We start from the raw sequence: 23711 nt of genomic DNA on the forward strand, positions 1-23711 counted from the left end.
TGCTGGATTTGCAAGTAGTTTCTAAGCCTGGTTTTATTGGGATATTTGGTCGCAAATCTGTTTCAGTAGATTTTAAGTTTGTTTCGATCCCAGAGGCCAAACACCACATCAAAGAACTATTTGAATACTCAATTGATTCCTTGTACCAAAAATATCGGAAGTAAAATTCAGTTAACAAACGACTATGGCGTCAATCATTAAATTAACGCCGTTTTTTCTTCCCATTGGGAGCCATCTCGTAGCATCACATTGAGGATGACAACCATCTTCCTGACGCATGCAATGATGGCTACTTTTTTCGGTTTTCTTTCAGCCAGAAGTCGTTGATAGTCACGATATAGGCGGGTGGGATATTGGCAAATGTCGAGAGAACCCTTGAGCTTGATATTATTTTTTGAAGCAACACCTTGCCTGGTGATCTTCACCGTGGATACTAAAGCTATGTTTTGCTAAATCAATGCCATAAATAGATTGTGATAGGGCGACCTCCGGTAATTCATAGTCAGACTTACCAAGTGTGGCAGAGCCTGATGATGAGGAGTCCATTATTCGTTAGGTACCTGGAGGTAAATTTGAACAAATCACTTATGATATTGGCGTTTGTATCTACGTTTGTTTGGGCTTCTGATAGTGTTGAAGACCCCTGTAATGTACAAGGTGGAGGAGTTACGGCAGGTTATCTGTGTGTCGAAGAGAAAATGAAAACCGCAGATATGGAACTCAATAAAACCTATCAGGAAGCAATAGATAGAATCAGTGAGGAAGAAGCATTATTGCGGAATACGTGGTCAAAAACCGAACTGGTGGCACCATTCAGAAAAGCTCAACGGGCTTGGTTAAAATACAGAGATGCCGAGTGTGAATTTGCAGGTATTTCTTCAACTCCGTCACCTTGGCAAGGGGTTCAAGTTGAAGAATGTAAGCTAAGAATGACTCTAGATCGAGTAGAGTACTTTAAGCGCGTATTTGTAGATTGACCCAAGGCAGCTAACAAATAACGATAAGTGTCGCGCAGCCGACATTTTTCCGGGTGTTGGACAAGCCCGAAGCGGCATGATTATGGAAATAACTTGGTTGAACGCCGGAGGGGGCGATGCGGACTGTTTTTATCAGGCACAGTAAGCGCATAAGCTATCAGATGACTAATAACTTCAGTGGGTTACATGATTTTTGCTGTCTGTTGAAGTGCGTTCCTCAGCTTACGGTGTGGCGGCCATTCTCTTTGTTTTATTCGCGATGTCCAAAAGCATTGGATCAGATCAGTTCAATGACGAGTAATAAACCAGCGTTATCCACAATAACAGGGAAAAATTCAGGACGAATTTTTAGGTTGTCGGCGCCGGGAGCGCCTACAACCGCCCCGGCCAGCACCAGAGAACCTAAAGGCATTTCTGGTTACGCTTTGTGCCAGCAAAGAGTAACTGGCGCGCATCCAGCGGTGCTGAGAAAAACACCGAACTCAAGCGCGATATATGATCAGCAAAAATTGATGTTCTTTTGAAGTGGTTCGTGGATCAACACCTTGCTTCGGTGATCCCCACAGTGGATACTTAAAACTATGTTTAGCTAAATCAATGCCATAAATAGGATGTGACATGGTGGTCTATTTTGATTAGCTCATCAGACTTACCAACTGTGGCAGAGCCTGATGAGGGGGAGTTCATGTCATTCGTTATATGTCTTTCAGGATTGGAGAAATTGTGGAAGTTTTAATTGAGCAGGAAATAGCCTTACATCAATACGAAACTAGGCAAAATATTGAAGAAGTAGCAAGGTTACTTCATCCGAGTTTCAAGGAGGTTGGTCGTTCTGGACGCACTTTCGGCTATGCTTCTATCGTAGAAATGATGCAAAGTGAAGAGCCTTCAAGTGGTTATATTCACTCACAGGAATACGATTGTATTCAGCTAGAGCCTTCCGTTCAGTTACTTTTGTATAAATCTGCTTGGGTTTCAGAAACAGGTGAAATCGGAGCTTTTTCTAAGCGCTCTTCTATCTGGGTGTTCACCGGGCAGAATTGGCAAATGAAATACCACCAAGGAACACCATGCCCAGAATTTGAGCTTGTGTAGCAGTGATTAGGACAAACAGTAATTTGGTGGCCTCCGGTAGTTACAGGGTTAGACTTACCAAGTGTGGCAAAACCTGATAAGGGGGAGTCCATTTCATTCATTATAACTACAGTGCGGTTTGAAATCCCTCGAACTATCTTCCTGGTGTTTTGCATCGTTTGATGGCCGTAGTTATAGTTTGTTACTACATTGAAGTCAGTTGAGAGTGTATATGTTTAAGTGCCCAAATTGCGGAATATCCATTTCTATTAGTGATAAGTTAGCGATTAACTTCGATAAGCACATAACATGTAAAAAGTGTTCACAAAAACTAAAATCGGTGAGGTTTTTATTTACGCACTTATTTTTGTTGCTCCTGCAGTTATGTCTCTATTGGTAAAATACGGTGAACTCAATTCTTTGATTGCAGCAGGGGGCACGTTTGCGTTTTGTTTCTTGCTATTAGCATGCCAGCCATTACGGAAAATGTAGTTATAACAAATAAGCATACGTGTCGCGCTGTCGACACTTTATCCAGATGTTGAATAAGCCCCTGAGCTAGCAAGGAAGCACTAATATGAAAATTAACAAGGTACATAAAGCAAAATGTCACTGTGGTACAGTTGAGCTTGAGCTTACATTACCAAACGGTTTAGAAGATCCCCGTCGCTGTTCATGTTCTATGTGCAGAAAGCGTGGGGCAATTGCAGCTTCAGTTCTACTAGAAAACCTAAAAATTGTTAAAGGTGAAGATAATTTAACTCTTTATCAATTTAACACCATGACAGCAAAACACTTTTTTTGTAAAACTTGTGGTATATACACTCACCACCAAAGGCGTTCTAACCCGCACCAATATGCAATTAATGTTGCGTGCCTAGAGGGTGTTAACCCGTATGAGTTAGAGCCAGTAAAGATCTACGATGGTATCCACCACCCAAAAGATGCTAATTAATTTTTAGGCGCATAAATTGAGACGTGTTATAGATAACCTAAAGGTATTTCTGGTTACGCTTTGTGCCAGCAAAGTGTAACTGGAGCGCATCCAGCGGTGCTGAGAGAAACACCGAACTCAAGCGCGACATATGATCAGCAAGAATTGATGTTCTTTTGAAGTGGTTCGTGGATCAACACCTTGCATCGGTGATCTTCTGCGTGGATACTGCAACTGGTTTGGCATAATCAATGCCATAGACAGATAGTGTAATGGTGGTGTCTAGTGATGTTGTGTTCAGTCTTTCCAAGTGTGGCTGGGCCTGATGAGCGGAACTTCATGGCATTCGTTATGCCTTTGGGAGAAATACATGACAATTCCAAAACATTCTAAGTTGTTTGATTATGCGAAAGGGACTTATTTCTCTGATAGCTTTTCACGCGAAATTCCCAACAATAATCAGACCGCACTTGATGTTTATCTTGAAATAGCGAAACAAACGCCAGCGTGGGTCTCTTTCTTAATGGCAATGAGAAATCGCATTGTATCAATGTTTGGGTTAAAACATTTAGGCCGACTTCAGGATGCGGGTTCTGAGAAAAACATGGCAAGCATCAAAGTTGGTGAGCGAATTGGCATTTTTACATTACAGAGTAACAGTGATACCGAAATAGTCTTAGAGGACAGTGATAGACACCTTGATGTAAGAGTGTCGTTTCTATTGGACGTAGAAGGTGACAAAGTCAGGGTTCACGCAACAACGGTAGTACATGTACATAATTTTTTTGGCAAAGTGTACATGTTTTTTGTTGCTCCAATTCACAAGCTGATTGTCCCGAGTTCATTGAAAACGTTGGCACAGGCATAACAAACGAGTCAAAGACGACGTCTCTACCTTGTTTGCTTTGAGTGGGTGTCAGGCTTGAGTGTTGCAAACTATAGGAGCGACTTAACTTTTGAAAATTAAAATTTATGAGGGAGGTTGCCTCTGCGGGAACATCCGGTTTGCTGCCAAAGGTCCTGCATTAAAACCGCACACTTGTTCCTGTCGACAATGCCAGCGCCATTCAGGGGCTTTAACTCAGGCATGGGTTGAATTTCCTAAAGAAAATATCGTTTGGACGGGTGTAGATGGTGAACCTTCAAAATGGCGATCTTCTGACTATTCCTCTAGGGCATTTTGTTCTGTCTGTGGTAGCACGATTGGTGCTATTGATGATGAGCCAACGATTGCTATTGTTTTGGGTGTCTTTGATAGTCCTAACCTTAAAGCTTTTGCTCCAGAAGGGCATTCCTATATCTCCAAAAGACCTAAATGGTGGAAAGTAGAGGTAGACGCCTAACAATCGCATGCGCGGCGGGTTGAGCATGAGATTTCCGGAATATCGGTAAGGAGATAAAAATTGAGCAATATGTTAGAGAAAGGGAAAGAGATCCTGGCACAGCAGTCTTTCAGTTTGCTTTTGGGGACAAAGCTGGACGTTTTTGAGGCCGGCACTGCTGAATTGAGCCTTGATATGAGAGATGATCTCAAGCAAAACAATGGTTTTGCACATGGTGGTGTCGTTAGCTATTTGGCTGATAACTGTATTACCTTTGCTGGAGCATCAGTACTGGGAAGCTGTGTCACTTCAGAATATAAAGTGAACTATGTCAGGCCAGCGATCGGAGACAGATTGATTGCCAGGTCAACAGTTTTATACTCTGGAAAGCGCCAAGCTACCTGTGAGTGCAAGGTATACGCCAAAACAGATAACGAAGAAAAACTGGTTGCGGTTTCTCTTGGAACAATCAACAAGATTGATGCTAGTTAACCAAGCTAAACACAATGACGGCTTTTGTTCACAGTTTCCGGGCGATTTCTACAATCAGGTTGCGAAGCCATATGTGGGCAGGATCATCATGTTGCCTTTCATGCCAGATAATTGATGGGGTGAATGACGGTATTTCTACCGGGAGTTCAAGTACTTCTATAGCAACCGACTTGGCAAGCTGATGGGCCAATCTTCGCGGAATGCACAGAATCAAGTCACTTTCGGCCACAATCATGGGAGCAACCAAGAAGTGAGGGGTTCGTACCACAATTCTTCTGGTGAGCCCGTGTTGCGCTAGCGCTTCATCCACGGTACTCCTTCCCTGGCCGGTGATAATCACCGAAAGATGCGATAACGAGACAAATTTTTCGAGCGTCAACTCTTCGTCGATGATCGGATGATCTTGGCGTACCACACAGACAAAATCTTCATCATAGAGTCGCCTGCTATAAAACCTTGCAGGAAGCCCTTCGAAAGAGCCAATTGCCAGATCGGCGCTACCCTGAGCAATCAAATCAACGTTGTCGCCGGCTGTTGCTGGCATAACGAGATCAATCCCGGGTGCCAACGAGGCAAGTTTAGCGACCAGCTCAGGCATTAGTAAGAGGGCTAAATGATCTGCGGTGGCAACAGTAAATTGCCCTGATGCGCTGCTTGGATGAAACTCCGACGGTGCGACGATTGCGCGAGCATCATCCAATAACTTGGTCACCGGTGCCGATAATGCGAGTGCTCTTTGTGTAAACTCCCATCCGTTGGTTGTTCGTACCAGAATCCGGTCGTTCAATAATCGGCGTAAGCGTGCTAAACCTCGACTTGCCGCAGGCTGGCTCAGCCCTAACCGTGCGCCCGCACCTGTCACACTGCCTTCTTTCAGTAAGGCGTGAAACAACTTGAGAAGATTGAGATCGACCCTACCTATATCCATTTTTTGCATTCTCGATATAACCTTCATGCATTTTTAATATGTTGATGAGCAGTATAGCATTCCTCACATCGAATCCATTATGGTTCTGAACGAGGAGATGATTGATGAGCACTAACGAATTGTATGTTGTAACAGGCGCTACAGGCCGCACAGGATCTGCTGTCGCAAAAACATTACTCGATGCCGGAAAACGTGTGCGGGTTGTGGTGCGAGATGAGCCAGCGGGGGATGTGTGGACGACACTTGGGGCGGAAGTCGCTGTGGCTGATTTCTCAGATGGCTTTGCCCTTTGCAGGGCCTTTTCTGGTGCGGACGGTGCGTACATCGTCAGCCCTCCTCAGTATTCGTCCGAGGATCTATTTTCACAGGCTAGAGAGATGGCTCACACCATTGCAGCGGCAGCAAAAGAGGCGAAGTTAGCCAAGATTGTTGCTCTCTCATCAATCGGTGCTGAACAAGCCGGGGGAACCGGCTGGATAGCCATGAATCGTATGCTTGAGGCTTGTATCATCGACACAGGATTGCCTGTAGTATTCCTTCGCGCAGCTTACTTTATGGAAAACTGGAGGCCGCTTGTTAAGATGGCTATACTCCAGCGCCAATTACCCAGTTTTCTTTCGCCGTTGAATCAAAAGTTCCCGATGATCGCAACACCAGATATTGGCCGCATCGCGGCTGAAGTTCTTTGTGAAGACTGGCGCGGCGTACGAATCATTGACCTGGAAGGTCCCGATAGGTATTCCCCGAATGATGTCGCGGAGCTCGTATCCCTTAAACTTGGAGAAGCGATACAGCCTTTCTCAATACCGGAATCAGACTGGGCACAGTCAATAGCTGGCCAAGGATTTTCATCAGCAGCCATCGCCGGGTTTATTGAAATGACTCAGGGTCTTAACTCTGGTCATATCGCCTTTCATGACAGATTGAGCATTGAGCGCCGCCTTGGGACGGTTAAGCTTGATATTATGATTGATGCGCTGGCCGCGGGGTAATCTCCTAGCGTCCTGCTGTGGCAGAGCATAACTTCCAGACGATCGGGCACGGCGTTCATGCCCGATCTCACTCGTTCTGAAGACAGGCGGGCACTCCTTATTGCAGGCGACATGGACTCTCACTCAGAAGCCTTAAGCAATCGCTGCATTCACAGTTTGCGCGAGTTTAGCTTTTCTTGGTTTATGAAATCTGCGATTGCGCTTATCTGTGTTGGTTCAATGCCATGCGTTGCTTTAATGTTTAACCGGTCGGTAAAGACAAGGTTGTACAAATACCGATAGACGGCTTGCCACTGGTGGAGGCGCTTCAGGCTAATACGTCTGGCGTATTCAGGGGTGAGCCAGTGGTTAAACCCATGCCAGAAATACTGATTCCAGTCAGGGTGCGAAGGCAATATTTGGCGAATTTTGCTGTGTTCATTGGTTAGTACGCCGATACCAGCCTGCCAGTTACCATGCTTGTTTTCAATTGACAGGCGATACCATTTCTCATTCCACCAGCTCATATTCTTGCTGATTACTGGTGGCATCAATGTGTCAATTTTCTGGGTTAAATGGCAATAATAGAGATCGGTCTGGCCTTTGCCTATTTCGTGGCTAAAAGCCGTAATAGAAGCGCCGCGCAAGAAGCTTTCATGCTCAAGAATAATCGCGGATGGCGGTACGCAATGTGTCATCCTGTACAGGTTTTGGAAATGAGCATGGGCGGCGTAGACAGGACGCAGTAACTGCGCTTCTTTTGATTTAGCATGACGCTGGAGGCTGTACGCTAGTTTATCGAACTGGCTGCGGGCTAAAATCTTGCTGTAAGTGTGCTCGGCTTTATTCAGCACATCGATATTACTATCTAAATCAGGCTCGACGTGATCGAGGTGATAGAGACTCTGTGCCAGCACTGCGGAGGTGAGCGAAACGTCGTCATATAAAGCGTTGTCATTGAATAACAACAGATAGCCGGATTGGGAATCTGCACTCGAAAGTGTCCAAAGACGGGTTTCATATTGTTTGTTATTACCGTGCTGTAAACCAGAGCGACAGACTTGTCGCGTCGTGCGGGTTTGGATCAAAGCGAAGTCGATTTCTTTTTCCCAGCCACGGCTTACTTGTGTGAGTAGCTGGGCGAGGAGAGGCAGACGTGTTGCGAACTCTTTTCCGCTCAGATGGCATGCTTTTTGGATTGCTCCGGGACGGACCCGGTGGGTCAGGGCATCCATAATTGGCTGAAGTCTGTTCGCTAGCTTTCTGGCATTGAGTAAGGTCACCACTTGGTGACATTTCGTGCATTGTACGCGTTGACTGCCGCTTGCGGTAAAACCATAACGCTGAAATGTTGGCTGCCGACACGCGCAGTGACGAAAGAGGGAGTTATCATACTGGCGGGTGCGAATTTGCTCCGCCAGTGCAAGGATAGGTTGATTCAATAATACGGGTGGGTAAGCACCGCATTCAGAGCAATACCAAGCATCGTAACCGAGCCTGTCTGAGCGCGAGTAGAGTGACTGTTCGGGGTTGCCGCAATTTGGGCAACCATAAGTCTTGCAGCCATTGTAATTTTCTCTGAAAGGCACTGCTGCTTACCCTCCACAGGGTATTATTGTTTGGATACGTCGATTTGACGGCCTAAAGCTGGTACCTGAATGTTTCTCTGTGCTTTAAGCTGCTCAATGAGCACCTGAGTGATTGAACCGGTTTCTGACAGTATTTCACCCTCAGAAAACACTTTATATCCGTCACCACCACTTGCGGCATAAGAATAGGTAGCGACCTTGTAAACCTGGTCGTTTTCTACCGCGCTGCCATTGACTTTTAGCGTCAGTAAACGGTTTCCTTCTGGTTTCTGACTGTCGTATTGCGCCTCGATACCCGAGAATTGTGCCAATCCATAAGGGAGAGTGTAGCTGTATTCAAGTAGCTCTTTTACTTGTTTTCCTGTCAGCTCAACCAAAGAGAGCTTATCGGTGAAAGGGAATAGATCCATGATATTTTCCATGGTCACCGGGCCTTTGTTCAGGTCGACACGTATACTGCCAGAGCTGATCATACTGATGTCTGCGTTCGCCGCCGTTCGCATTATGTCGGCAACCAAATTACCCACATTCGATTCTCGGTAATAGCTGCGGTAAGCGGTTTTGTCCAGCGTGGCTAACGTTTGAGTCAGTTCCGGATGTTTGCTGCGCGCGGTTTCAATTAACTGACTGGTTTTCTCATCTCGTTTCAGTTTGTCTGACTCAACCGGAATCAGTTTACCTTCAAGCAGTTTTACACTGTGTTTATCGGTATCGACTGCAAATTTTGTGTAGCCCAGGTATTTGCCTTGCCCGAAAGTTAAACCAATGACTGTGCCTGTTTTAGGATGAACAACAGGTTTCCACAAACCATGATCTGAGTGGCCACCAAAAATAACATCAACGCCTGTTAGTTTACCTGCCATGTCATAGTCTTCATCGAATCCACGTTGGACTTCCGGATCGGCTTCTTTATCGGTTTGCATTGGGGCGGTTTTATTTTGGTGAGTCAGAACCACAATCATATCAACGTCATCACGAATTTTGTCCACCCAGTATTGAGTAACTGCAATGGGGTCATCAATGGTTAAGCCTTTTCTGTTGCCTTTCCACATCGTGTTATAGAAAGCATCAATCCCCATCACGCCAATGACACCCACTCGAACTCCATCTTGCTCAAGAATGGTATAAGGCTGAGCAAAAGGTGCGTCATTTTGCTCAAACTTGATGTTCGCATTCAGTACCGGGTAAGCGGCTCTGGGCATTGTTTGCTTGAGCGTTTCCCAACCGTATTCAAACTCGTGGTTGCCTAGCGTGATTACGTCATAACCCATGGCGCTATATAAATCGAAAGAGAGTTTACCTTTGGATTTTTTTGCGAGTGAGCCGGTGAAAATGTCGCCAGCATCAAGGAGGAAGCTGGTCTCTTCTTTTGCTCTTGTTTCTTTGATGAGTGTTGCAAGATAAGGGATGCCACCGATACGGGTGATATCCGGGTTCCAGAATGCATCAACGGGTTCATAGACACTTTCAATGTCGTTGGTGTGCAACAGCGTGACCTGGTGCACTTCGGCAATCGCATTGGAGGATGTGCCCAGGAGCGTTGCTACCAGTGTCGCTAGGATTGGTCTGTGAATGACTTTGTTCATATTCGGTTCCATCTGAATTGTAGGGTACACGGCTATTTTGATTGAAGCCGAACTGATTATGCGGTTGGGAATGGGCCCTACAATTGAGTTGGTTCACATTATTGGTGCGGATAATATAAAGATAACTCCGGAATTTCTTTTTGTGTTGGTTATTCTGATGCCACTACATTCCGTAATACGTCGAAAGATAAACAAGGATCGCTTCGCGATCATCCGGATCCAATTCATCCATCCCTTGCTCATCAACCATCCATGTTAATAACTCATCCCACCTTTCTTTGCTGAGTCCTTGCTGTGTAACGAGATAAAGCGAATGGCAGGCGGAACAAGCAGAAGCCACCAGCGCCATGTTTTTTCCCGGTGCCAGAATACCTTCACCGGGCGATTTTACCGGTTCGCCAGCCGATTCAGTGATCCAATCCGGCGGTGTCGGGTTTTTGGTTGCCAGCCAGGCAATAATGGCTGCCCGTGCCCCCGGGTCTTTCACGCCGGGAAAAACCATCTTGGTGCCCGGGGCAAAGTCTGAGGGGGAGGCTAAAAACGCATCAAGTTTTGCGGCATCCCATTGTCCCTGCTGCTGCTTTAAGGCATCACTGTAATTGAAGCCTTTGAAACTGGCGATGTGACGCTCGGCTAAGCCCCAGAGCGGCGGCCCGATGGCTGCCACCCCATTTGGTTCCATCTGATGACAGGCTTTGCACACTAAAGCTTGTTGTTCGCCTGCGGCAATCAGGGTTTCATTGGCCGAAAGCGGCAGGCTGACAAACAGAAGCAGAGAAAGTGAGAGCGGGAATACCCGCTCGATAAAAGTTATCCTACTCATGAGGTTATCCGTTAACGACCAGCGCGACACGGTGGAAGGTGTTGTTTAGATAGCCTTTGGGATTCCACGCAATGGCAAAAGGCTGGCTGATGCCTTTGTCGTCTGTGGCTTTGGCCCAGATTTCATAATATCCGGGCTGAGGGAATTTCACCTTAGTGGTGAAGGTTTGCCAGGCACCTTCATTGGCCGGGGCGGAAAGATCAGCATCCGTCCAGGTTGCACCAAAGTCGATGGAAACCTGTACTTTCTCTATCTTGCGATCGCCAGACCAGGCATGTCCCCGGACCGAGGTTTCACTGCCAGACACTGTGGTGTTGGTTTGTGGTGAGGTAATCAGAGATTTCACCGGCATTCGTTCGATGATCTCAAAATCTTTTTCATCCACTTTCTCTCCTGGTGCAACAGGGCGGTTGGGCACGCGGTAAGACGTACCGGTCATTTTGGGGCCGTCATGAATTTGATCCCGGATTTGAATACGTGTCAGCCATTTTTGCGAGCAGGAGCCGGGCCAGCCGGGAATGATCAGCCGTATCGGGGCACCATTCATTGGGTGCAGTGCTTCGCCGTTCTGAGCAAAGGCAATCAGGTTTTCGCTGCTCATGGCTTTGATTATGGGTACACCGCGGGAAATGGGTATTTTTCCTTCCTTGCCGGACAGGTCTTTATCCGCACCGTAATGCGCGGTATAAACGGCGTTATCTTTCACACCGGCGGCTTTCAGCACATCGGCGAGTCGCACGCCTGTCCAGGCTGAACAACCCACGGCGCCGTAGGTCCACTGATTCCCGGTGGCTTTGGGTTCGAAGAATGCGCGGCCATTCCCGCCGCACTCCAACACCAGTTGCTGTTCTACGACATCGAAGTTTTTCTTCAGCTCTTCAATGGTTAATGTCATGGGGTTGTCGACCAGGCCGTCAATCGTTAATTTCCAGGCGTCCGGGTTAACATCAGTCGGCGGGATACCGTTATTTCGAATAAAATGCCGCGAGGTGGGTGTGATGTCGTCATTGAGAAGGTGGGGCGGAGTTTCTGCGTTCATTGGCCTGTCGTTCAGTACCGTCAGACCATCTTTACCTTCTATCACCACATCATCCAGGCCTTCCGCGAAAGCGGCGGGGATCAAGCCTGCGGGCATGTTACGGTGAAAAGGAATCGCACCGCCAAGCACAGCAGCCATTGTTGCTAAGCCTGCGCCTTTCAAGAAACCACGTCTGTCCGGAAAGCTGACTCGGCCAAAGACGTTTTTGTCCGCTGAATCCGGGTTTTTCTCGTCGAACTCGAAGATACCTTGAGGTGTATTTTTCTTGTCTTTAGCCATAATTCGCACCTTATCAAGTCAACTAACAGGCGCCTCTGGTTCAACATATGTGACCAATCTAACGTTCATCCGGATCAACAAGATGAGTGGCTGAGGCACTTTTCAAGACTGAGAATCAAGCACTCAGAACGCAAAATTGCTTGCCTTCAGTGCTCAAAGGTTGCAGCTACGCTACTGAGTTTAGTTTGCAACGATATTTCTCTCAAACTCACTCGCTGAAGATAGGTAGCTTGTCCAATCTGATTACAGCAATGTTTTATGTTAATAACAGTCCTTGCCCGCAAGATGAAGAGGCGTTATTCGTATGATTCTGTATTCATTTTGTCGTTTGAAGGACTCAGTATGGCACTTTCACTTGGGCTTACTTTTTTGTCGCCCGTATTGTATTTAGTGTCGCGAAGCTTTATCTGATCAGCCCGTCGACCATGGATGCGTTAAATCGGGTTTTTGGCTCTCTGTTTATCTCAATGGGGGGTTAATAGTATGTGCTGAGCAGTAGTTATTGATTTATCAACAATAAACAAGCGCATTGACACCTCTTTTCTGATACTAAAACTGGCAAATCCCGGCCTCTCTGCAAATACTCATGAAACCAGTATTGCAGAGAGGCTCTGCGTGCGCTTTACGTAAAAGAGGATTTGTTATGGCATACCTGATTTACTCGTTAAACATGACATTGAATGGCCACTGCCATCATGAAGATGCTGTAGTGGATCAGGAGCATCATGAATACGCTCTTGAATTACTTCATGGCTCAGAAGCATTAATTCTGGGACGCCATACGTATGATCTTTTTGCGGCTTTCTGGCCTGAAGCAGCAACGAGGAAGGATTTACCTAAATATATGCAGTATCTGGCGATGGAGTTGCAGTCCATTCCCAAGCGTGTGGTCACAACACGGCCTCTTGAGTTTCTCTGGCAAAATACTGAGGCTCTGAAAGGACCGGATATTGAGAATACCCGGCAATTCTTGTCTGAAATAAGCGGCAATGTTGTTCTGTTTGGCAGCCCTGCTTTGGCTGCCTCACTGGCTGATGCAAGTTTAATTAATGAGTATCAGTTCTTACTGGAGCCTTTTGTCAGTACCAGTGGCAAGCAAGCTTTTGATGGTGCCAAGGTATGGCAAAGATTGATGTTGCTGGATGCCAAAAGGCTGAATCGGGATGTCATGCTGTTGAGATATGCACCTGGGCCATAAACAAGGGGGTTTCAGGTTGTTTTCGCGGTAATTCTCAGGCAGTGTTGTGGATTCTCAGATGTTTATATACAAGGGTTAACCGTGGTACGCAGTCATCAATTTACTCTGGCCGGGTGCGGCGCAATTTGTCTTTTCAGCAGTGTGGTTGCGCTTATTCGGAATGTGACCGAGCAGCTTGGCCCTGTAGGTGGTGCTGCCATGATTTACAGCGTCAGCGCTTTCATTCTCATTCTGACCGTTGGCTTGCCGAAGCTGTCTTCATTTTCCCGGAAATACCTTTTGATCGGCGGTCTGCTGTTTGTCAGCTATGAAATGTGTCTGGCGTTGTCTCTGGGGATGGCAAATGATCGACTGCAAGCGGTTGAAATGGGATTGATAAACTACCTCTGGCCGTGTCTGACGGTACTGTTTGCGGTGATTTTCTCACGACGGTCAGTCAGTTGGCTGTTGTATCCTTGCTTATTACTGTCTTTCTTTGGTGTTGCCTGGACAGTAGCGGGTGATAGCGGACTGTCTGTGTCCCGGTTAACCGACAATGTACAAAGTAACCCGCTCAGTTACACGCTCGCGCTGAGTGGGGCGCTCATCTGGGCAATTTATTGCAATGTTACCCGGATCATGGCCAGTGGTAAAAACGCCATTACCTGGTTTTTTGCAGCAACAGCAGTCGCGCTTTGGCTGAAGTTTATTTTCACCAATGAACCGCCAATGCAGTTTGATCTCTCGGTGATCAGGGATTTGCTATTGGCTGGTCTTGCCATGGGTGGTGGTTATGCATTATGGAATATCGGGATCCTGCGCGGCAACATGGTACTGCTGGCAACCTTGTCTTATTTCGTACCTGTGTTTTCAACCTTTTTGTCTGCGCAGTTGCTGGGACTGACGTTAACGGCAACCTTCTGGCAAGGTGTTGTGATGGTGAGTGTTGCTTCTGTACTGTGCTGGTGGATCACCCGTGAACAAGCTTCTTCACAGCCATTACAGGAAGAACAGGCCTGATCGTCACCCAACCCGCATATATTGCGGGTTTTTTATTCGTCTATCCTTACATCCAAACCACCAGCCTTTATTTCCATTGAAGACGATCACGATCCTTCTAATGACATATCAAATAAATTGAATATCAAAGTAAGATCCGACGCGAATCACTAAGATAGCGTTTTTGCTGGCTTACGCGATTCGGATTTACTGCAAATGTATTGATGATAGAAAGGAATACTGATGTACCAGGTTATTGAGCAAGTGGTTGGCCCTGAAGATTTTTTACGTTTACGCGAAATCTCTGGATTATCGTCCCGTTCTTATGAAGCGGCAGTGAAAGGCTTGCCAAACAGCCTTTACGGCGTACATATTCTTTATGACGGTATACCTGTTGCCATGGGGAGAGTGGTGGGCGACGGAGCCATTAATTTTGACATTGTGGATGTTGCTGTTGATCCCGACCATCAGGGAAAGGGCCTCGGGCGTCAAATCATGGAACATATCATGGCTTATCTCGACAAAGCTGCCTTTCCCCGCTCTTATGTGTCGCTGATGGCAGACGTTCCTGAATTGTATGAAAAGTTTGGTTTTAAATTGTCCCGGCCAAACTCGGAAGGCATGTACTGGGTGAAAAAGTAGTAAACGACAATTGTGACGTATCGCGAACATGATGTACCGCGAAGGAGGTTTGAAGATGATTTCATGTCAGCAATATGACTATATCGAAATTGCCTGCTTGTATAAGTTGCCGGTAAAACTGTGTCTGACAGACGGAAGTGAGATTGAGGGTATAGCCCAGGACACACTTCGCAATGAAGAAAAACAAGAGTGTATGTCACTGAAAACATCCCTCGGGTTACAGATTGTTGTGCTTGACCAGTTGAACACAATGGAAGCGACCCGTCCGAACCCCCATTTCGAACGGGTGAGTTTTTGTTAGCAGACCACCAATAACGGACACGAATCACATCACACCTAGACTCTCTTTTTGGTTATGATTGCTAATGATGTCTATAGTCATCATTAAAGGCCTTATGTTTATTTAATGATGGCTATATGCATCATTACTTGAAGTATATGTTAATGATGATTAAACTCACCATAATGAGGTAAAATGTATTTTATGATGAGTTTAGCTATCACTATTGGCTATGAGGTTTTGCATGAATTACCATGATTTGACGCCAATGGCGCTCGCAGAGCTAATCGGCGAGCGCATTCAAACCTATCGTTTAAACGCGAACATGACCCAGCAAGAGATCGCTGAGATCACGGGTCTCAATCGCACCACGATTAAAAACGTAGAAAGCGGACGCTGCAAAGTGGAAACACTCATGGCGACGATGTTGGCGCTGGGAATCGTAGATCATCTCGACAGCTTCCTCCCGCCTATAGATTTATCCCCAATCCAACTGGCAAAGATGAAAGGTTACCAGCGGGTTCGGGCCTCCAACAGACGGAAACCAAGCAACAAGACAAAGTCCCCGGAAGACAAAGCAGATGATGGCAACAAGGAAGACTTGGGATGGTAAAAGAATATGTTGTGGTGAAATATCAGGGCCGGGATGTCGGTGCTGCCACCTTTGACACGCAGACAAAGCGCAGTTCCTTCGAATACGACCGCTCATTTATTAATTCAGGTCTGGAGCTATCCCCCCTGATGATGCCTCTGGGCACTCAGATATATCAGTTTCCCAATCTTGACTGGGACACCTTCCGCGGTATGTCCGGCCTGTTGGCGGACTCGCTCCCTGATGACTTCGGGAATGCGGTGTTAAACAGTTGGGTTGCCCGTAACGGTAAACAACCGGGTGATATCACGCCTCTGCAACGCCTCCAGTACACTGGAGAGCGGGGAATGGGGGCATTGACCTATTCACCGGCAAAGAGAATGAACAAACTCAACAGCTCCAATCCTGTCGAAGTTCAGGAATTGGTGTCCATTGCTCAGGAAATTCTTGATGAGCGTACTCAGTTTGGCGTTGATCTAAACGGCCATGGTGATGAGGACAAAGAGGCCATGCTGGCCCTGATGTCAGTAGGCATGAGCGCGGGCGGGGCACGGCCTAAAGCTGTGCTGGCATTCAACAAGGAATTCACAGAGGCTCGTTCCGGCCAGACAGATGCCCCGGAAGGTTTCACCCATTGGTTACTGAAATTCGACGGAGTCAGTGAGCACAATAAAGACAGAGAAACGTTTGGTGATCCACTTGGTTACGGTGCTGGAGAATTCACCTATTACCAGATTGCCAGTGAGTTATGTGGTATTGAGATGATGCCCACTCGTTTACTGCAAGAAGGTGATCGCCGCCATTTTGTGACACAGCGGTTTGACCGGGTCCAGAATAAGCGTGTCCACACGCAGACACTCAACGGTATTGCTCATGTGAACTTTAAGCGGGTCGGTGAGTATTCCTATGAAGAGCTTTTTGCCATTGCCCGGAGGCTTAAACTCAAGGCTTTTGACGCTGAACAACTATTTCGCCGAATGGTGTTTAACGTTGTGGCCAGAAACCACGACGATCATTCCAAGAACTGGAGTTTTATGATGTCAGAGAAGGGGGAGTGGACATTGGCGCCTGCCTATGACCTTGCCTACTCCTACAAGAAAGGAAGTAAGTGGGTAAACAGCCACTGGATGAGTCTCAACGGAAAGCGGGACAATTTCACCCGTGAGGATTTCCATCAGTTCCGTAAACTGAGCCCGTTATTCACCAGGGAGAAAGTTGATAGCATTCTGGACTCAACCATAGAGCATGTCTCTACCTGGCGATCGAGAGCTCAAGATAACGGTGTCCCTGAAAGTCTGATCCAAGAAGTCGGAGCAAATCTGAGACTGAAGATTTAACGATATTCTCAGTTTATTAATCCTTGAAGGCTTTACACTCGGTTTGCGGGGCTAAAAAACAGCAAAGTAATGGTTATAAATATCGAGCTAGAACAACTGCCAACGATATTCAGCGTCGGATCGCGAGGGTACTTTGAAAACCTCACTACGGAGATGCGGGCTTTTTCCCTTAATGACAAATGAGAGGCGAAAAGCCATAGTTAACTTAAGAAGAAATGGCCCACTAAGGCGAGAGGATGAGTCAGTCAATGAATGAACAGGAAGCCAAAGAAAAGCTGGAAAGCTCGTCTAGAAAAGTCACGGATAAAGACATTCAGCGTGTGTTAGAAAAAGAGCAGGTCATTGAAGACAAAGTGCAGAAAAGTGGCACGCTGCGTAAGTATTTCAACGTAGTGAAATCCATGTATGGCCTGGTTAAGGCTTACTGGAAAGGCGAGTACCGGGAAATTCCCTGGTTTACTGTTGCTGCCATCGTTACGGCCTTACTTTATGTGTTTAACCCATTGGATGTTCTGCCGGATGTGATTCCCTTCCTGGGGCTGACGGATGACGCGCTGATTCTGGCCGTCTGTCTCAAGCTTGTACAACAGGATCTGGATGATTATGAAGCCTGGCGAGCAGGAAATGCCTCGAAAGGTACAGAACAGCCAGACGTTGAAAACGAATAATTTCCTTTTATTTCAAAGTCAAAAAAGCTGCCAGTGAATATCAGGCAGCTTTTTTTGTGTCTGAGACAGTGGTAGTTACAAAGTTATACATTTTATTTTCTTGTACAACTCGTTAAGCTTAACTAACATCATTGTACAAGATGATTTTTTGTACAGGTGTGAGATGAGTATCCCGGTAGGTATTAGTGCATGTGTACTTGGCGAGAAAGTGCGCTTTGATGGCGGACACAAAAGAAACCGCTTTGTGACGGACGAACTGGCAAAATTTGTACAGTTTCGCCCGGTTTGCCCTGAAATGGCAATCGGCCTGCCTGTTCCACGCCCAACAATACGGCTGGTACAGCAGGAAAATGGTGAGCGCCTGGTCGATAGCAAAGGCGGTGAGCTGGATGTCACCGAAAAAATGAAGGCGTTTGCTGATAAGCACATCAGCGGCATTCAATCTCTGTGTGGCTTTGTAGTATGTGCCAAATCACCCACTTGTGGCATGGAAAGGGTGAAGCTGTATATCCCGAACGGTAACACAGTACCGGGGGGCACAGTGGGGGTGTTTACCCGAAAATTGATGGCAGCTATGCCCTGGTTACCCGTCGAAGAGGACGGGCGGTTGCATGACCCAGCGCTGCGTGAAAACTTTGTGTTTCGTATTTATGCCTTACATGATTTTTATCAAAACATGGGCAGTGGCTTGAGCATGGATGCGTTCGTTAAATTTCATTCACGCTATAAATACGTCCTGATGGCACACAGCCCGACAGCGTACAGGGAGTTGGGGCGGCTAGTGGCCGGCATCAAAGACTGGGAGCTGGCGGAATTTTTCGTTGAATACCGTCAGCAGTTCATGGATGCCCTGAGCAAACATGCTCGCCGAAGCAACAACACCAATGTGCTAATGCATTTACAGGGTTATTTCAAACGCAACCTGACCGGCGAACAAAAGCAGGAATTGCTGGACCTGATTGAAAGCTACCGCCTGGGTCATCAGCCTATTCTGGCCCCTCTGGTCTTGATTAAACATTACCTGAAAGAATACCCGGATCCGTATCTGCAGTTGCAGACCTTTCTTAATCCGTATCCGGAGGAGTTGAAATTACGTTATGGGCTCTGAAGTTATGTTATTCGCTATTAGAGAAGTGTCTGAAATGACGGGGGTGAATTCCGTCACTTTACGCGCATGGCAACGCCGGTACGGGCTGCTCAAGCCACAGCGCACAGAAAAAGGGCACCGTTTATATACACAGGCGGATATTGAAAAGATCCGTTTGATCCTGTCCTGGCTTGAGAAAGGCGTTGCTATCAGCAAGGTAAGGCCGTTACTCGAAGGCCAGGTGAGTGACGCCAGCGGTCAGGAAAAAGGCAGTGATGGGATAGCACCGATACTGGGCGCTTTATCAGATTGCCGGCGCGAAAAACTCGAACAGTTACTGAGCCAGCTGATGAAAGAATACCCGCTGCCAATGTTTGTCGAAAAAGTGGTAGTGCCTGTAGACACCCAGGTAAACGATCCGGCTAATCCGCTGCGGGCGATTCAGCAAGCACTGTGGCAATCCACTCTGATAGAGCAATGCGCCAGCCTGGTAGCCAAAACACGTAAACGGAGCAGCCGCAAAGCCATGCTGCTGAGCTTTGAACCGGCCCAGGATGGCATTACGCATTACATCTGGCTCACCGCTCTGTCACTGAGCAATGAAGGTTACAGTGTCACACTTCTGGGTGATCTGCCGTTTAACAGCAAATTACACGGTCTTGAAGCGGCAGTCTCGCAACAGGCATTTGAATCTGTGGTTGTGATTGGGGAAAGCAAGCTTCCTCCGGCGATTTTAAAGCAACTTGCGCGTGTAGACAGCGAGTGTCAGTGTCCGGTCTCGCTGAGAGGCAGTATCGCCGCTATCCATGCTGACTGGGTGCAGCAGTTAAAAGGAGCCTGATGCCATGACCGCGACCAATAGCAGCAATCGATGCCTGATGTGGTTTCGGGCAGATTTGAGAACGGTCGATAACACGGCCCTGATTCAGGCATGCCAGAAGTACCATACTGTGCTGGCGGTGTTCATTGCCACGCCTGAGCAGTGGGTGAGTCACGATGCGGCTCCCATCCAGATCGATTTTATTCGCCGTCGGTTAGCTGTGCTCCAGTCTCAGCTGGCTGAACTTAATATTCCACTGCGCATAGAGGCAGTTGCTGACTTTAACGCTGTCCCTGACTGCCTGACAACATTGGCTCACGACTGGCAGGCAGAGCATGTGTTCTGTAACAAGCAGTATGAATGGAATGAGCGCCAACGTGACATGGCTGCGGGTCATGCGCTGGCAGAGGCGGGGATCAAATTCAGCGCTCTGGAAGATACCTGTGTGCTGCCTGCCGGCAGTGTTCTGACTCGTCAGGGCGAGTCTTTCAGAGTATATACGCCTTTTCGCCGCGAATGGTTACGTCTGTTCCAGCAAAGCCCGGCGCTGGCGCAACCTGTGCCGCAACCTGTATCACCCGATGACTGTGCCGACCATTTTGGCTCTGTGATTGAGACCAACTTCGGACCGTCATGGATGAACTATCCGATGGCAGACAGCAGTCGCTGGCCAGTGGAAGAAAACTCTATCCGCGATGCGCTGATGCGCTTTTGTATCGAGCATATTGCGGACTACGGCGAGCAGCGGGATTTTCCTGCCGTAGAGGGCACCAGCAAATTATCACCGTATCTGGCTATTGGTGCCTTGTCGGCCCGGCAATGCGTCTCTGCGATTTTACATGAGTACCCGCACGCAATTGAGAAGCAGGACGCAGGGCCTTTTGTCTGGCTCAATGAAATTATCTGGCGTGAGTTTTACCGTCATCTCATTGAGGCTTACCCGAAAGTCAGCCGAGCCCAGCCATTTGTCGGCTGGACAAGACAAGTGACCTGGCATTCCGACAAAGCAGCACTGGCACGTTGGCAACAGGGAGAAACCGGTTTTCCCATCGTCGATGCCGCCATGCGCCAGCTGAAAGCCACCGGCTGGATGCACAACCGACTGCGGATGATTACCGCCAGCTTCTTAACCAAAGATTTGCTGATCCACTGGCAGGCGGGCGAGCAGTGGTTCATGTCTCATCTGATCGACGGGGATTTGGCATCGAATAACGGTGGCTGGCAATGGGCGGCATCTACTGGCACCGATGCTCAGCCCTATTTTCGGGTATTCAATCCGACTACGCAGGGAAAAAAGTTTGATCCAAATGGTGAGTTCATACGTATATGGGTAAAAGAGCTCGAAAACGTGCCTGACAAGTATATTCACACCCCCCATGAATGGTCAGGCGCAGCCAGCCTTGAGTATCCCACGCCTATGGTGGATCACAAGTTGGCGAGATTACATGCCATTGAGGCATTTAAACAGGCAAAAGCCACATCATGAAAGATCAAGGTCGCGAACTTGTATGAGTAAATGGCGCGTTCACCCTGGCACTGTGATGCTCTTCTTTGAAAATCTGTCAAGTGACGTTGTCACATGTTATGTGAGGTTCTGATTCAAGTGGTTGAAGCGCGAGCCAGTGCGACTATACGTTTGAGCAGCCAGCGCAGCAAGGTCGGTATGTGGTCAATTTCCTCACTGTCTGTAAACTCCACCATGGCCAGAGCGACATCTGGTTTCGCATGATGTTTGAGCGCTTTTTGTATGATCTTTTTGGGTGGCGCAGGGTGGTCATCCGACACTCGTGCCAGCTTACGAAACAGGGGTTCATAGCCGTGGTGAAACAGGAAATGTTCGATATCGAGATCGGGTAAGACAGTTAACCTGTGTTTGTCTGATTCGCTGCCAAGCATGTGCCGCACCGTTTCTGCGTACTTCTTACCTGCGGCATCACCATCTGTCACGACATGCCATTCTATTCCCATCAATTTCGCAATTTTGATGATAGGCCTCAGGCCACTTTGTGCAAATTCAATCACCTGCACGCCTTCTGAAGCAAAGTTGTAGCCGCACCGGTAACCAAATTCATTTAACAGCCAGACTTCTGTTTCCCCTTCCACGAGCAACCAGGCCCGGGCATACAGTGCGCCGGGGCGATGTAACCGCACATGAAAGCCGACTCTGCGCAGTTCATCCCGGCTCAGGCTGTGGCTGTCAAGGCTGTAGACTCGGGTTTTATCGGGTTCTCTGTTGAGTTTCTTTATACTGTTCAACGGGACAACAGAGGCCAGTTCCGGGCTGTTGGTGGTAAGAATTTTCTGCATCGGCATATTAACGACAAAAGCCCAGGCCTGATGAAGAATGATGGGGTGAAGTCTGCCTTCCGGGTCTTCAAGGATCATGATGGGGCGTGATATACGCTTCAGTTCTACCGGCCCTCGTGCGCGGATGTAGGCATTGATGAGCCCCATCAGTACCAGTTTGTTTTGCTTGGTCATTTCCGGGCGGGCCAGCATTTCCAGAGGGTTAGGGGAATAGTGACTGCGTTCAGGGAAATGCCGGTGGCCCCTGTGGGGCGTTTTATGGTGCGGTGTAAACGCAAAATAATGATCAACCAGCGTCCGCAATGCCCGGATACTACTTTTGATTTCATCGCTGCTGACATGGCCGGGACGGGTCAGCAGGCGGCGGCAAGTGTTATCCAGCCGGCGCTCTATTCGGGTGTTGAGGGCATTGCGTTGTTCCTGATCGAGCTCTTCCTGCTGCTCTGCGTCAAGCCGCAGTTGCCTCGCATCGCGGATCCGCACTATGGGATGTAAAACCATCAGTTGCCTAGCCAGCTTGTTGCTATCCGGGCAGTCAATGATATTGCCACCGGCATCAAGAAAATGGCGTTCTGTGATCACTTTGTCGTCTTCACGTTCGCTGCTTATCTGATAGTAAAACTGCTTACCATCTTTGCCGTTCCTGACCCACACGGGCTTGAAGGAGCGGTAGCGTCGCGCTTTGTGCTCGCCCGGATAATCTTCAACCCAGTTCAGGACGATTTGCAGCTGAGAGACCTGAGTATGGCCCAGTGAGTAGTCAACATGAAAGTCAGAAAAATGAAAGTTATGGAATTTGGCGTCCGGTGAGAGTGCGATACTGAGTGCATCCAGTAGGGAAGATTTACCCCAGGTGTTTTCACCTATGAGTACCGTCAGTTCATTCAGTGTCAGAGACAAGCGCTTGATACCTCTGAAACCGGCAATTTCGATTCTGCTTAAATGCATTCTTCACCTGCCCACAGTGTTTGCTTACTGTAAGCCTATAGCATTAACAGACAGTGTGTTCATGTATATGCTCACAAAATTGGCAGAAGCTGTTGATTTTCATCGTGATTGAAATTGAGCCCGGACGGCTGCTTGTGATGAAGGGATGGGGTTGTTATAGTCCAGACCAGACAACAATCCGGGCAATGGCTCAGGATTATCAAACACCTATTGGGTAAAACGAACCCAAATTTTCAGGAGTTGGCTGATGGCAAAAATTATTCATACCATGGTGCGAGTGCATGATCTGGAGAAGTCCCTCGTCTTTTATAAACAGGCGCTGGAATTAGATGTTGCTCACCGCTTGGATTTTGATGACTTCAGCCTGGTCTATCTGCGCAATGATGAGAATGATATGGAGCTGGAGCTGACCTGGAATAAAGGTGCTGAGCCCTATACTCACGGCAGCGGCTACGGTCACATTGCCGTGGCTGTGGATGACTTGGATGCTGAACACGAGAAGCTGCACTCTCTGGGGTATGCGCCACTGGATATTAAAGAGTTTTCTCGCGATGGTCAGTTACTGGCACGCTTCTTTTTTGTTTTAGACCCGGATGGCTATAAAATTGAAGTCCTGCAGCGGCATGGACACTATCAGTAATACGTTTTACGTATGAGCCTGTGAATGTATCAGAAGGCAGCATTAACGCTGCCTTTTCTGACTTTCAGTTGCCTGTTTATGGTGATATTTTTGTGACAGATGAGATATTCATCCCTGGATACAGGCCTTTCCTGTATGATGATATGCACAATGTGATAAAAATCATATCTGATTGAAATATTTCACGGAGAACAGAAAGC

At 47.5% G+C, this 23711-nt stretch carries 25 protein-coding genes and 1 pseudogene; 18 read left to right on the forward strand and 8 right to left on the reverse strand.

Going from position 1 to position 23711, the window contains the following annotated elements; all coding sequences use genetic code 11:
- Positions 1-197: 197 nt before the first annotated feature.
- Positions 198-329 (reverse strand): annotated as a pseudogene (locus KCG43_RS13955) (IS110 family transposase); the annotation flags it as partial.
- Positions 330-587: 258 nt separating this feature from the next.
- On the opposite strand from KCG43_RS13955, the gene KCG43_RS13960 reads away from it, so the two are divergent.
- On the forward strand, positions 588-977 hold the full coding sequence (locus KCG43_RS13960) for a lysozyme inhibitor LprI family protein (RefSeq protein WP_218385842.1): 390 nt from the start codon (positions 588-590) through the stop codon (positions 975-977).
- 277 nt (positions 978-1254) lie between these two features.
- Here KCG43_RS13960 and KCG43_RS21440 read toward each other — a convergent pair whose 3' ends face one another.
- Positions 1255-1389 (reverse strand): hypothetical protein, encoded by a 135-nt coding sequence (locus tag KCG43_RS21440; RefSeq protein ID WP_255558048.1) that lies wholly within the window; start codon positions 1387-1389, stop codon positions 1255-1257.
- Positions 1390-1700: 311 nt separating this feature from the next.
- On the opposite strand from KCG43_RS21440, the gene KCG43_RS13965 reads away from it, so the two are divergent.
- The 5 genes from KCG43_RS13965 to KCG43_RS13985 all read left to right on the forward strand — a co-directional run bounded on the left by KCG43_RS13965 (position 1701) and on the right by KCG43_RS13985 (position 4799).
- The gene (locus KCG43_RS13965) at positions 1701-2072 is read left to right on the forward strand and encodes a nuclear transport factor 2 family protein (protein ID WP_218385661.1); all 372 of its coding nucleotides are present in this window, start codon (positions 1701-1703) and stop codon (positions 2070-2072) included.
- A 556-nt stretch (positions 2073-2628) separates the two neighbouring features.
- Positions 2629-3006, forward strand: coding sequence for a GFA family protein (locus KCG43_RS13970; RefSeq protein WP_192013830.1), 378 nt, complete (start codon positions 2629-2631; stop codon positions 3004-3006).
- A gap of 349 nt (positions 3007-3355) precedes the next feature.
- Positions 3356-3853 (forward strand): DUF2867 domain-containing protein, encoded by a 498-nt coding sequence (locus KCG43_RS13975; protein ID WP_218385663.1) that lies wholly within the window; start codon positions 3356-3358, stop codon positions 3851-3853.
- 88 nt (positions 3854-3941) lie between these two features.
- Positions 3942-4328, forward strand: a complete 387-nt coding sequence (locus tag KCG43_RS13980) for a GFA family protein (protein ID WP_218385665.1) — start codon at positions 3942-3944, stop codon at positions 4326-4328.
- A 69-nt stretch (positions 4329-4397) separates the two neighbouring features.
- Entirely contained in the window at positions 4398-4799 is a 402-nt protein-coding gene (locus KCG43_RS13985) for a PaaI family thioesterase (protein ID WP_255558054.1), read from the forward strand.
- Between the two features lie 28 nt (positions 4800-4827).
- On the opposite strand, the gene KCG43_RS13990 is transcribed toward KCG43_RS13985, so the two are convergent.
- Positions 4828-5736, reverse strand: coding sequence for a LysR family transcriptional regulator (locus KCG43_RS13990; RefSeq protein ID WP_218385670.1), 909 nt, complete (start codon positions 5734-5736; stop codon positions 4828-4830).
- 95 nt (positions 5737-5831) lie between these two features.
- Between KCG43_RS13990 and KCG43_RS13995 the strand changes: the two genes are divergently transcribed.
- Positions 5832-6719 carry an NmrA family NAD(P)-binding protein gene (locus KCG43_RS13995; protein ID WP_218385673.1) on the forward strand — a complete coding sequence of 296 codons (888 nt, stop codon included), beginning with the start codon at positions 5832-5834 and terminating at the stop codon, positions 6717-6719.
- Between the two features lie 149 nt (positions 6720-6868).
- Here the strand turns inward: KCG43_RS13995 and KCG43_RS14000 are convergent, their stop codons facing one another.
- The 4 genes from KCG43_RS14000 to KCG43_RS14015 form a co-directional block, all read right to left on the reverse strand.
- Positions 6869-8287 (reverse strand): hypothetical protein, encoded by a 1419-nt coding sequence (locus tag KCG43_RS14000; RefSeq protein ID WP_218385675.1) that lies wholly within the window; start codon positions 8285-8287, stop codon positions 6869-6871.
- A 23-nt stretch (positions 8288-8310) separates the two neighbouring features.
- Positions 8311-9873: a bifunctional UDP-sugar hydrolase/5'-nucleotidase gene (locus KCG43_RS14005; RefSeq protein WP_218385677.1), complete on the reverse strand. Its 1563-nt coding sequence runs from the start codon at positions 9871-9873 to the stop codon at positions 8311-8313.
- Between the two features lie 163 nt (positions 9874-10036).
- Positions 10037-10696 (reverse strand): c-type cytochrome, encoded by a 660-nt coding sequence (locus KCG43_RS14010; RefSeq protein ID WP_218385679.1) that lies wholly within the window; start codon positions 10694-10696, stop codon positions 10037-10039.
- A 4-nt stretch (positions 10697-10700) separates the two neighbouring features.
- Complete coding sequence (locus tag KCG43_RS14015) at positions 10701-12014, reverse strand: molybdopterin-dependent oxidoreductase (protein ID WP_218385681.1); 1314 nt, start codon at positions 12012-12014, stop codon at positions 10701-10703.
- 643 nt (positions 12015-12657) lie between these two features.
- Here KCG43_RS14015 and KCG43_RS14020 point away from each other — a divergent pair.
- The 10 genes from KCG43_RS14020 (at position 12658) to phrB (ending at position 21102) form a co-directional block, all read left to right on the forward strand.
- Positions 12658-13212: a dihydrofolate reductase family protein gene (locus tag KCG43_RS14020; protein ID WP_218385683.1), complete on the forward strand. Its 555-nt coding sequence runs from the start codon at positions 12658-12660 to the stop codon at positions 13210-13212.
- A gap of 81 nt (positions 13213-13293) precedes the next feature.
- Positions 13294-14211 carry an aromatic amino acid DMT transporter YddG gene (yddG, locus tag KCG43_RS14025; RefSeq protein ID WP_218385685.1) on the forward strand — a complete coding sequence of 306 codons (918 nt, stop codon included), beginning with the start codon at positions 13294-13296 and terminating at the stop codon, positions 14209-14211.
- 222 nt (positions 14212-14433) lie between these two features.
- A complete protein-coding gene (locus KCG43_RS14030) occupies positions 14434-14832 on the forward strand; it encodes a GNAT family N-acetyltransferase (protein WP_218385688.1) in 399 nt (132 codons plus the stop codon).
- Between the two features lie 55 nt (positions 14833-14887).
- Positions 14888-15133: a Rho-binding antiterminator gene (locus tag KCG43_RS14035; RefSeq protein WP_218385690.1), complete on the forward strand. Its 246-nt coding sequence runs from the start codon at positions 14888-14890 to the stop codon at positions 15131-15133.
- A gap of 223 nt (positions 15134-15356) precedes the next feature.
- Entirely contained in the window at positions 15357-15725 is a 369-nt protein-coding gene (locus KCG43_RS14040; protein ID WP_192013809.1) for a helix-turn-helix domain-containing protein, read from the forward strand.
- On the forward strand, positions 15719-17041 hold the full coding sequence (locus KCG43_RS14045) for a type II toxin-antitoxin system HipA family toxin (RefSeq protein ID WP_218385692.1): 1323 nt from the start codon (positions 15719-15721) through the stop codon (positions 17039-17041). The genes KCG43_RS14040 and KCG43_RS14045 overlap by 7 nt, the downstream gene beginning before the upstream one ends.
- Positions 17042-17277: 236 nt before the next feature.
- Positions 17278-17709 carry a YkvA family protein gene (locus tag KCG43_RS14050; protein ID WP_218385695.1) on the forward strand — a complete coding sequence of 144 codons (432 nt, stop codon included), beginning with the start codon at positions 17278-17280 and terminating at the stop codon, positions 17707-17709.
- Between the two features lie 163 nt (positions 17710-17872).
- Complete coding sequence (locus KCG43_RS14055) at positions 17873-18817, forward strand: 2-thiouracil desulfurase family protein (protein WP_218385697.1); 945 nt, start codon at positions 17873-17875, stop codon at positions 18815-18817.
- A gap of 4 nt (positions 18818-18821) precedes the next feature.
- Entirely contained in the window at positions 18822-19637 is an 816-nt protein-coding gene (locus tag KCG43_RS14060; RefSeq protein WP_218385699.1) for a MerR family transcriptional regulator, read from the forward strand.
- 4 nt (positions 19638-19641) lie between these two features.
- Positions 19642-21102 (forward strand): deoxyribodipyrimidine photo-lyase, encoded by a 1461-nt coding sequence (gene phrB, locus KCG43_RS14065; protein WP_218385701.1) that lies wholly within the window; start codon positions 19642-19644, stop codon positions 21100-21102.
- Between the two features lie 113 nt (positions 21103-21215).
- Here the strand turns inward: phrB and KCG43_RS14070 are convergent, their stop codons facing one another.
- Positions 21216-22871, reverse strand: coding sequence for an ATP-dependent endonuclease (locus KCG43_RS14070; protein WP_192013800.1), 1656 nt, complete (start codon positions 22869-22871; stop codon positions 21216-21218).
- Between the two features lie 247 nt (positions 22872-23118).
- On the opposite strand from KCG43_RS14070, the gene KCG43_RS14075 reads away from it, so the two are divergent.
- A complete protein-coding gene (locus KCG43_RS14075; protein WP_192013799.1) occupies positions 23119-23511 on the forward strand; it encodes a VOC family protein in 393 nt (130 codons plus the stop codon).
- Positions 23512-23711 lie beyond the last annotated feature (200 nt).

The organism is Photobacterium sp. WH24 (assembly GCF_019204055.1).
GTDB classification, from domain to species: domain Bacteria; phylum Pseudomonadota; class Gammaproteobacteria; order Enterobacterales; family Vibrionaceae; genus Photobacterium; species Photobacterium arenosum.

What these genes read in the sequence shown, in the direction of transcription:
- KCG43_RS13960 (WP_218385842.1), top strand. Translation starts at nt 588, where the DNA reads ATGATATTGGCGTTTGTATCTACGTTTGTTTGGGCTTCTGATAGTGTT.
- KCG43_RS21440 (WP_255558048.1), bottom strand. Translation starts at nt 1,389, where the DNA reads ATGCCTTTAGGTTCTCTGGTGCTGGCCGGGGCGGTTGTAGGCGCTCCC.
- KCG43_RS13970 (WP_192013830.1), top strand. Translation starts at nt 2,629, where the DNA reads ATGAAAATTAACAAGGTACATAAAGCAAAATGTCACTGTGGTACAGTT.
- KCG43_RS13975 (WP_218385663.1), top strand. Translation starts at nt 3,356, where the DNA reads ATGACAATTCCAAAACATTCTAAGTTGTTTGATTATGCGAAAGGGACT.
- KCG43_RS13985 (WP_255558054.1), top strand. Translation starts at nt 4,398, where the DNA reads ATGTTAGAGAAAGGGAAAGAGATCCTGGCACAGCAGTCTTTCAGTTTG.
- KCG43_RS13990 (WP_218385670.1), bottom strand. Translation starts at nt 5,736, where the DNA reads ATGCAAAAAATGGATATAGGTAGGGTCGATCTCAATCTTCTCAAGTTG.
- KCG43_RS13995 (WP_218385673.1), top strand. Translation starts at nt 5,832, where the DNA reads ATGAGCACTAACGAATTGTATGTTGTAACAGGCGCTACAGGCCGCACA.
- KCG43_RS14005 (WP_218385677.1), bottom strand. Translation starts at nt 9,873, where the DNA reads ATGAACAAAGTCATTCACAGACCAATCCTAGCGACACTGGTAGCAACG.
- KCG43_RS14010 (WP_218385679.1), bottom strand. Translation starts at nt 10,696, where the DNA reads ATGAGTAGGATAACTTTTATCGAGCGGGTATTCCCGCTCTCACTTTCT.
- KCG43_RS14015 (WP_218385681.1), bottom strand. Translation starts at nt 12,014, where the DNA reads ATGGCTAAAGACAAGAAAAATACACCTCAAGGTATCTTCGAGTTCGAC.
- KCG43_RS14020 (WP_218385683.1), top strand. Translation starts at nt 12,658, where the DNA reads ATGGCATACCTGATTTACTCGTTAAACATGACATTGAATGGCCACTGC.
- KCG43_RS14030 (WP_218385688.1), top strand. Translation starts at nt 14,434, where the DNA reads ATGTACCAGGTTATTGAGCAAGTGGTTGGCCCTGAAGATTTTTTACGT.
- KCG43_RS14035 (WP_218385690.1), top strand. Translation starts at nt 14,888, where the DNA reads ATGATTTCATGTCAGCAATATGACTATATCGAAATTGCCTGCTTGTAT.
- KCG43_RS14040 (WP_192013809.1), top strand. Translation starts at nt 15,357, where the DNA reads ATGAATTACCATGATTTGACGCCAATGGCGCTCGCAGAGCTAATCGGC.
- KCG43_RS14045 (WP_218385692.1), top strand. Translation starts at nt 15,719, where the DNA reads ATGGTAAAAGAATATGTTGTGGTGAAATATCAGGGCCGGGATGTCGGT.
- KCG43_RS14050 (WP_218385695.1), top strand. Translation starts at nt 17,278, where the DNA reads ATGAGTCAGTCAATGAATGAACAGGAAGCCAAAGAAAAGCTGGAAAGC.
- KCG43_RS14055 (WP_218385697.1), top strand. Translation starts at nt 17,873, where the DNA reads ATGAGTATCCCGGTAGGTATTAGTGCATGTGTACTTGGCGAGAAAGTG.
- KCG43_RS14060 (WP_218385699.1), top strand. Translation starts at nt 18,822, where the DNA reads ATGTTATTCGCTATTAGAGAAGTGTCTGAAATGACGGGGGTGAATTCC.
- phrB (WP_218385701.1), top strand. Translation starts at nt 19,642, where the DNA reads ATGACCGCGACCAATAGCAGCAATCGATGCCTGATGTGGTTTCGGGCA.
- KCG43_RS14070 (WP_192013800.1), bottom strand. Translation starts at nt 22,871, where the DNA reads ATGCATTTAAGCAGAATCGAAATTGCCGGTTTCAGAGGTATCAAGCGC.
- KCG43_RS14075 (WP_192013799.1), top strand. Translation starts at nt 23,119, where the DNA reads ATGGCAAAAATTATTCATACCATGGTGCGAGTGCATGATCTGGAGAAG.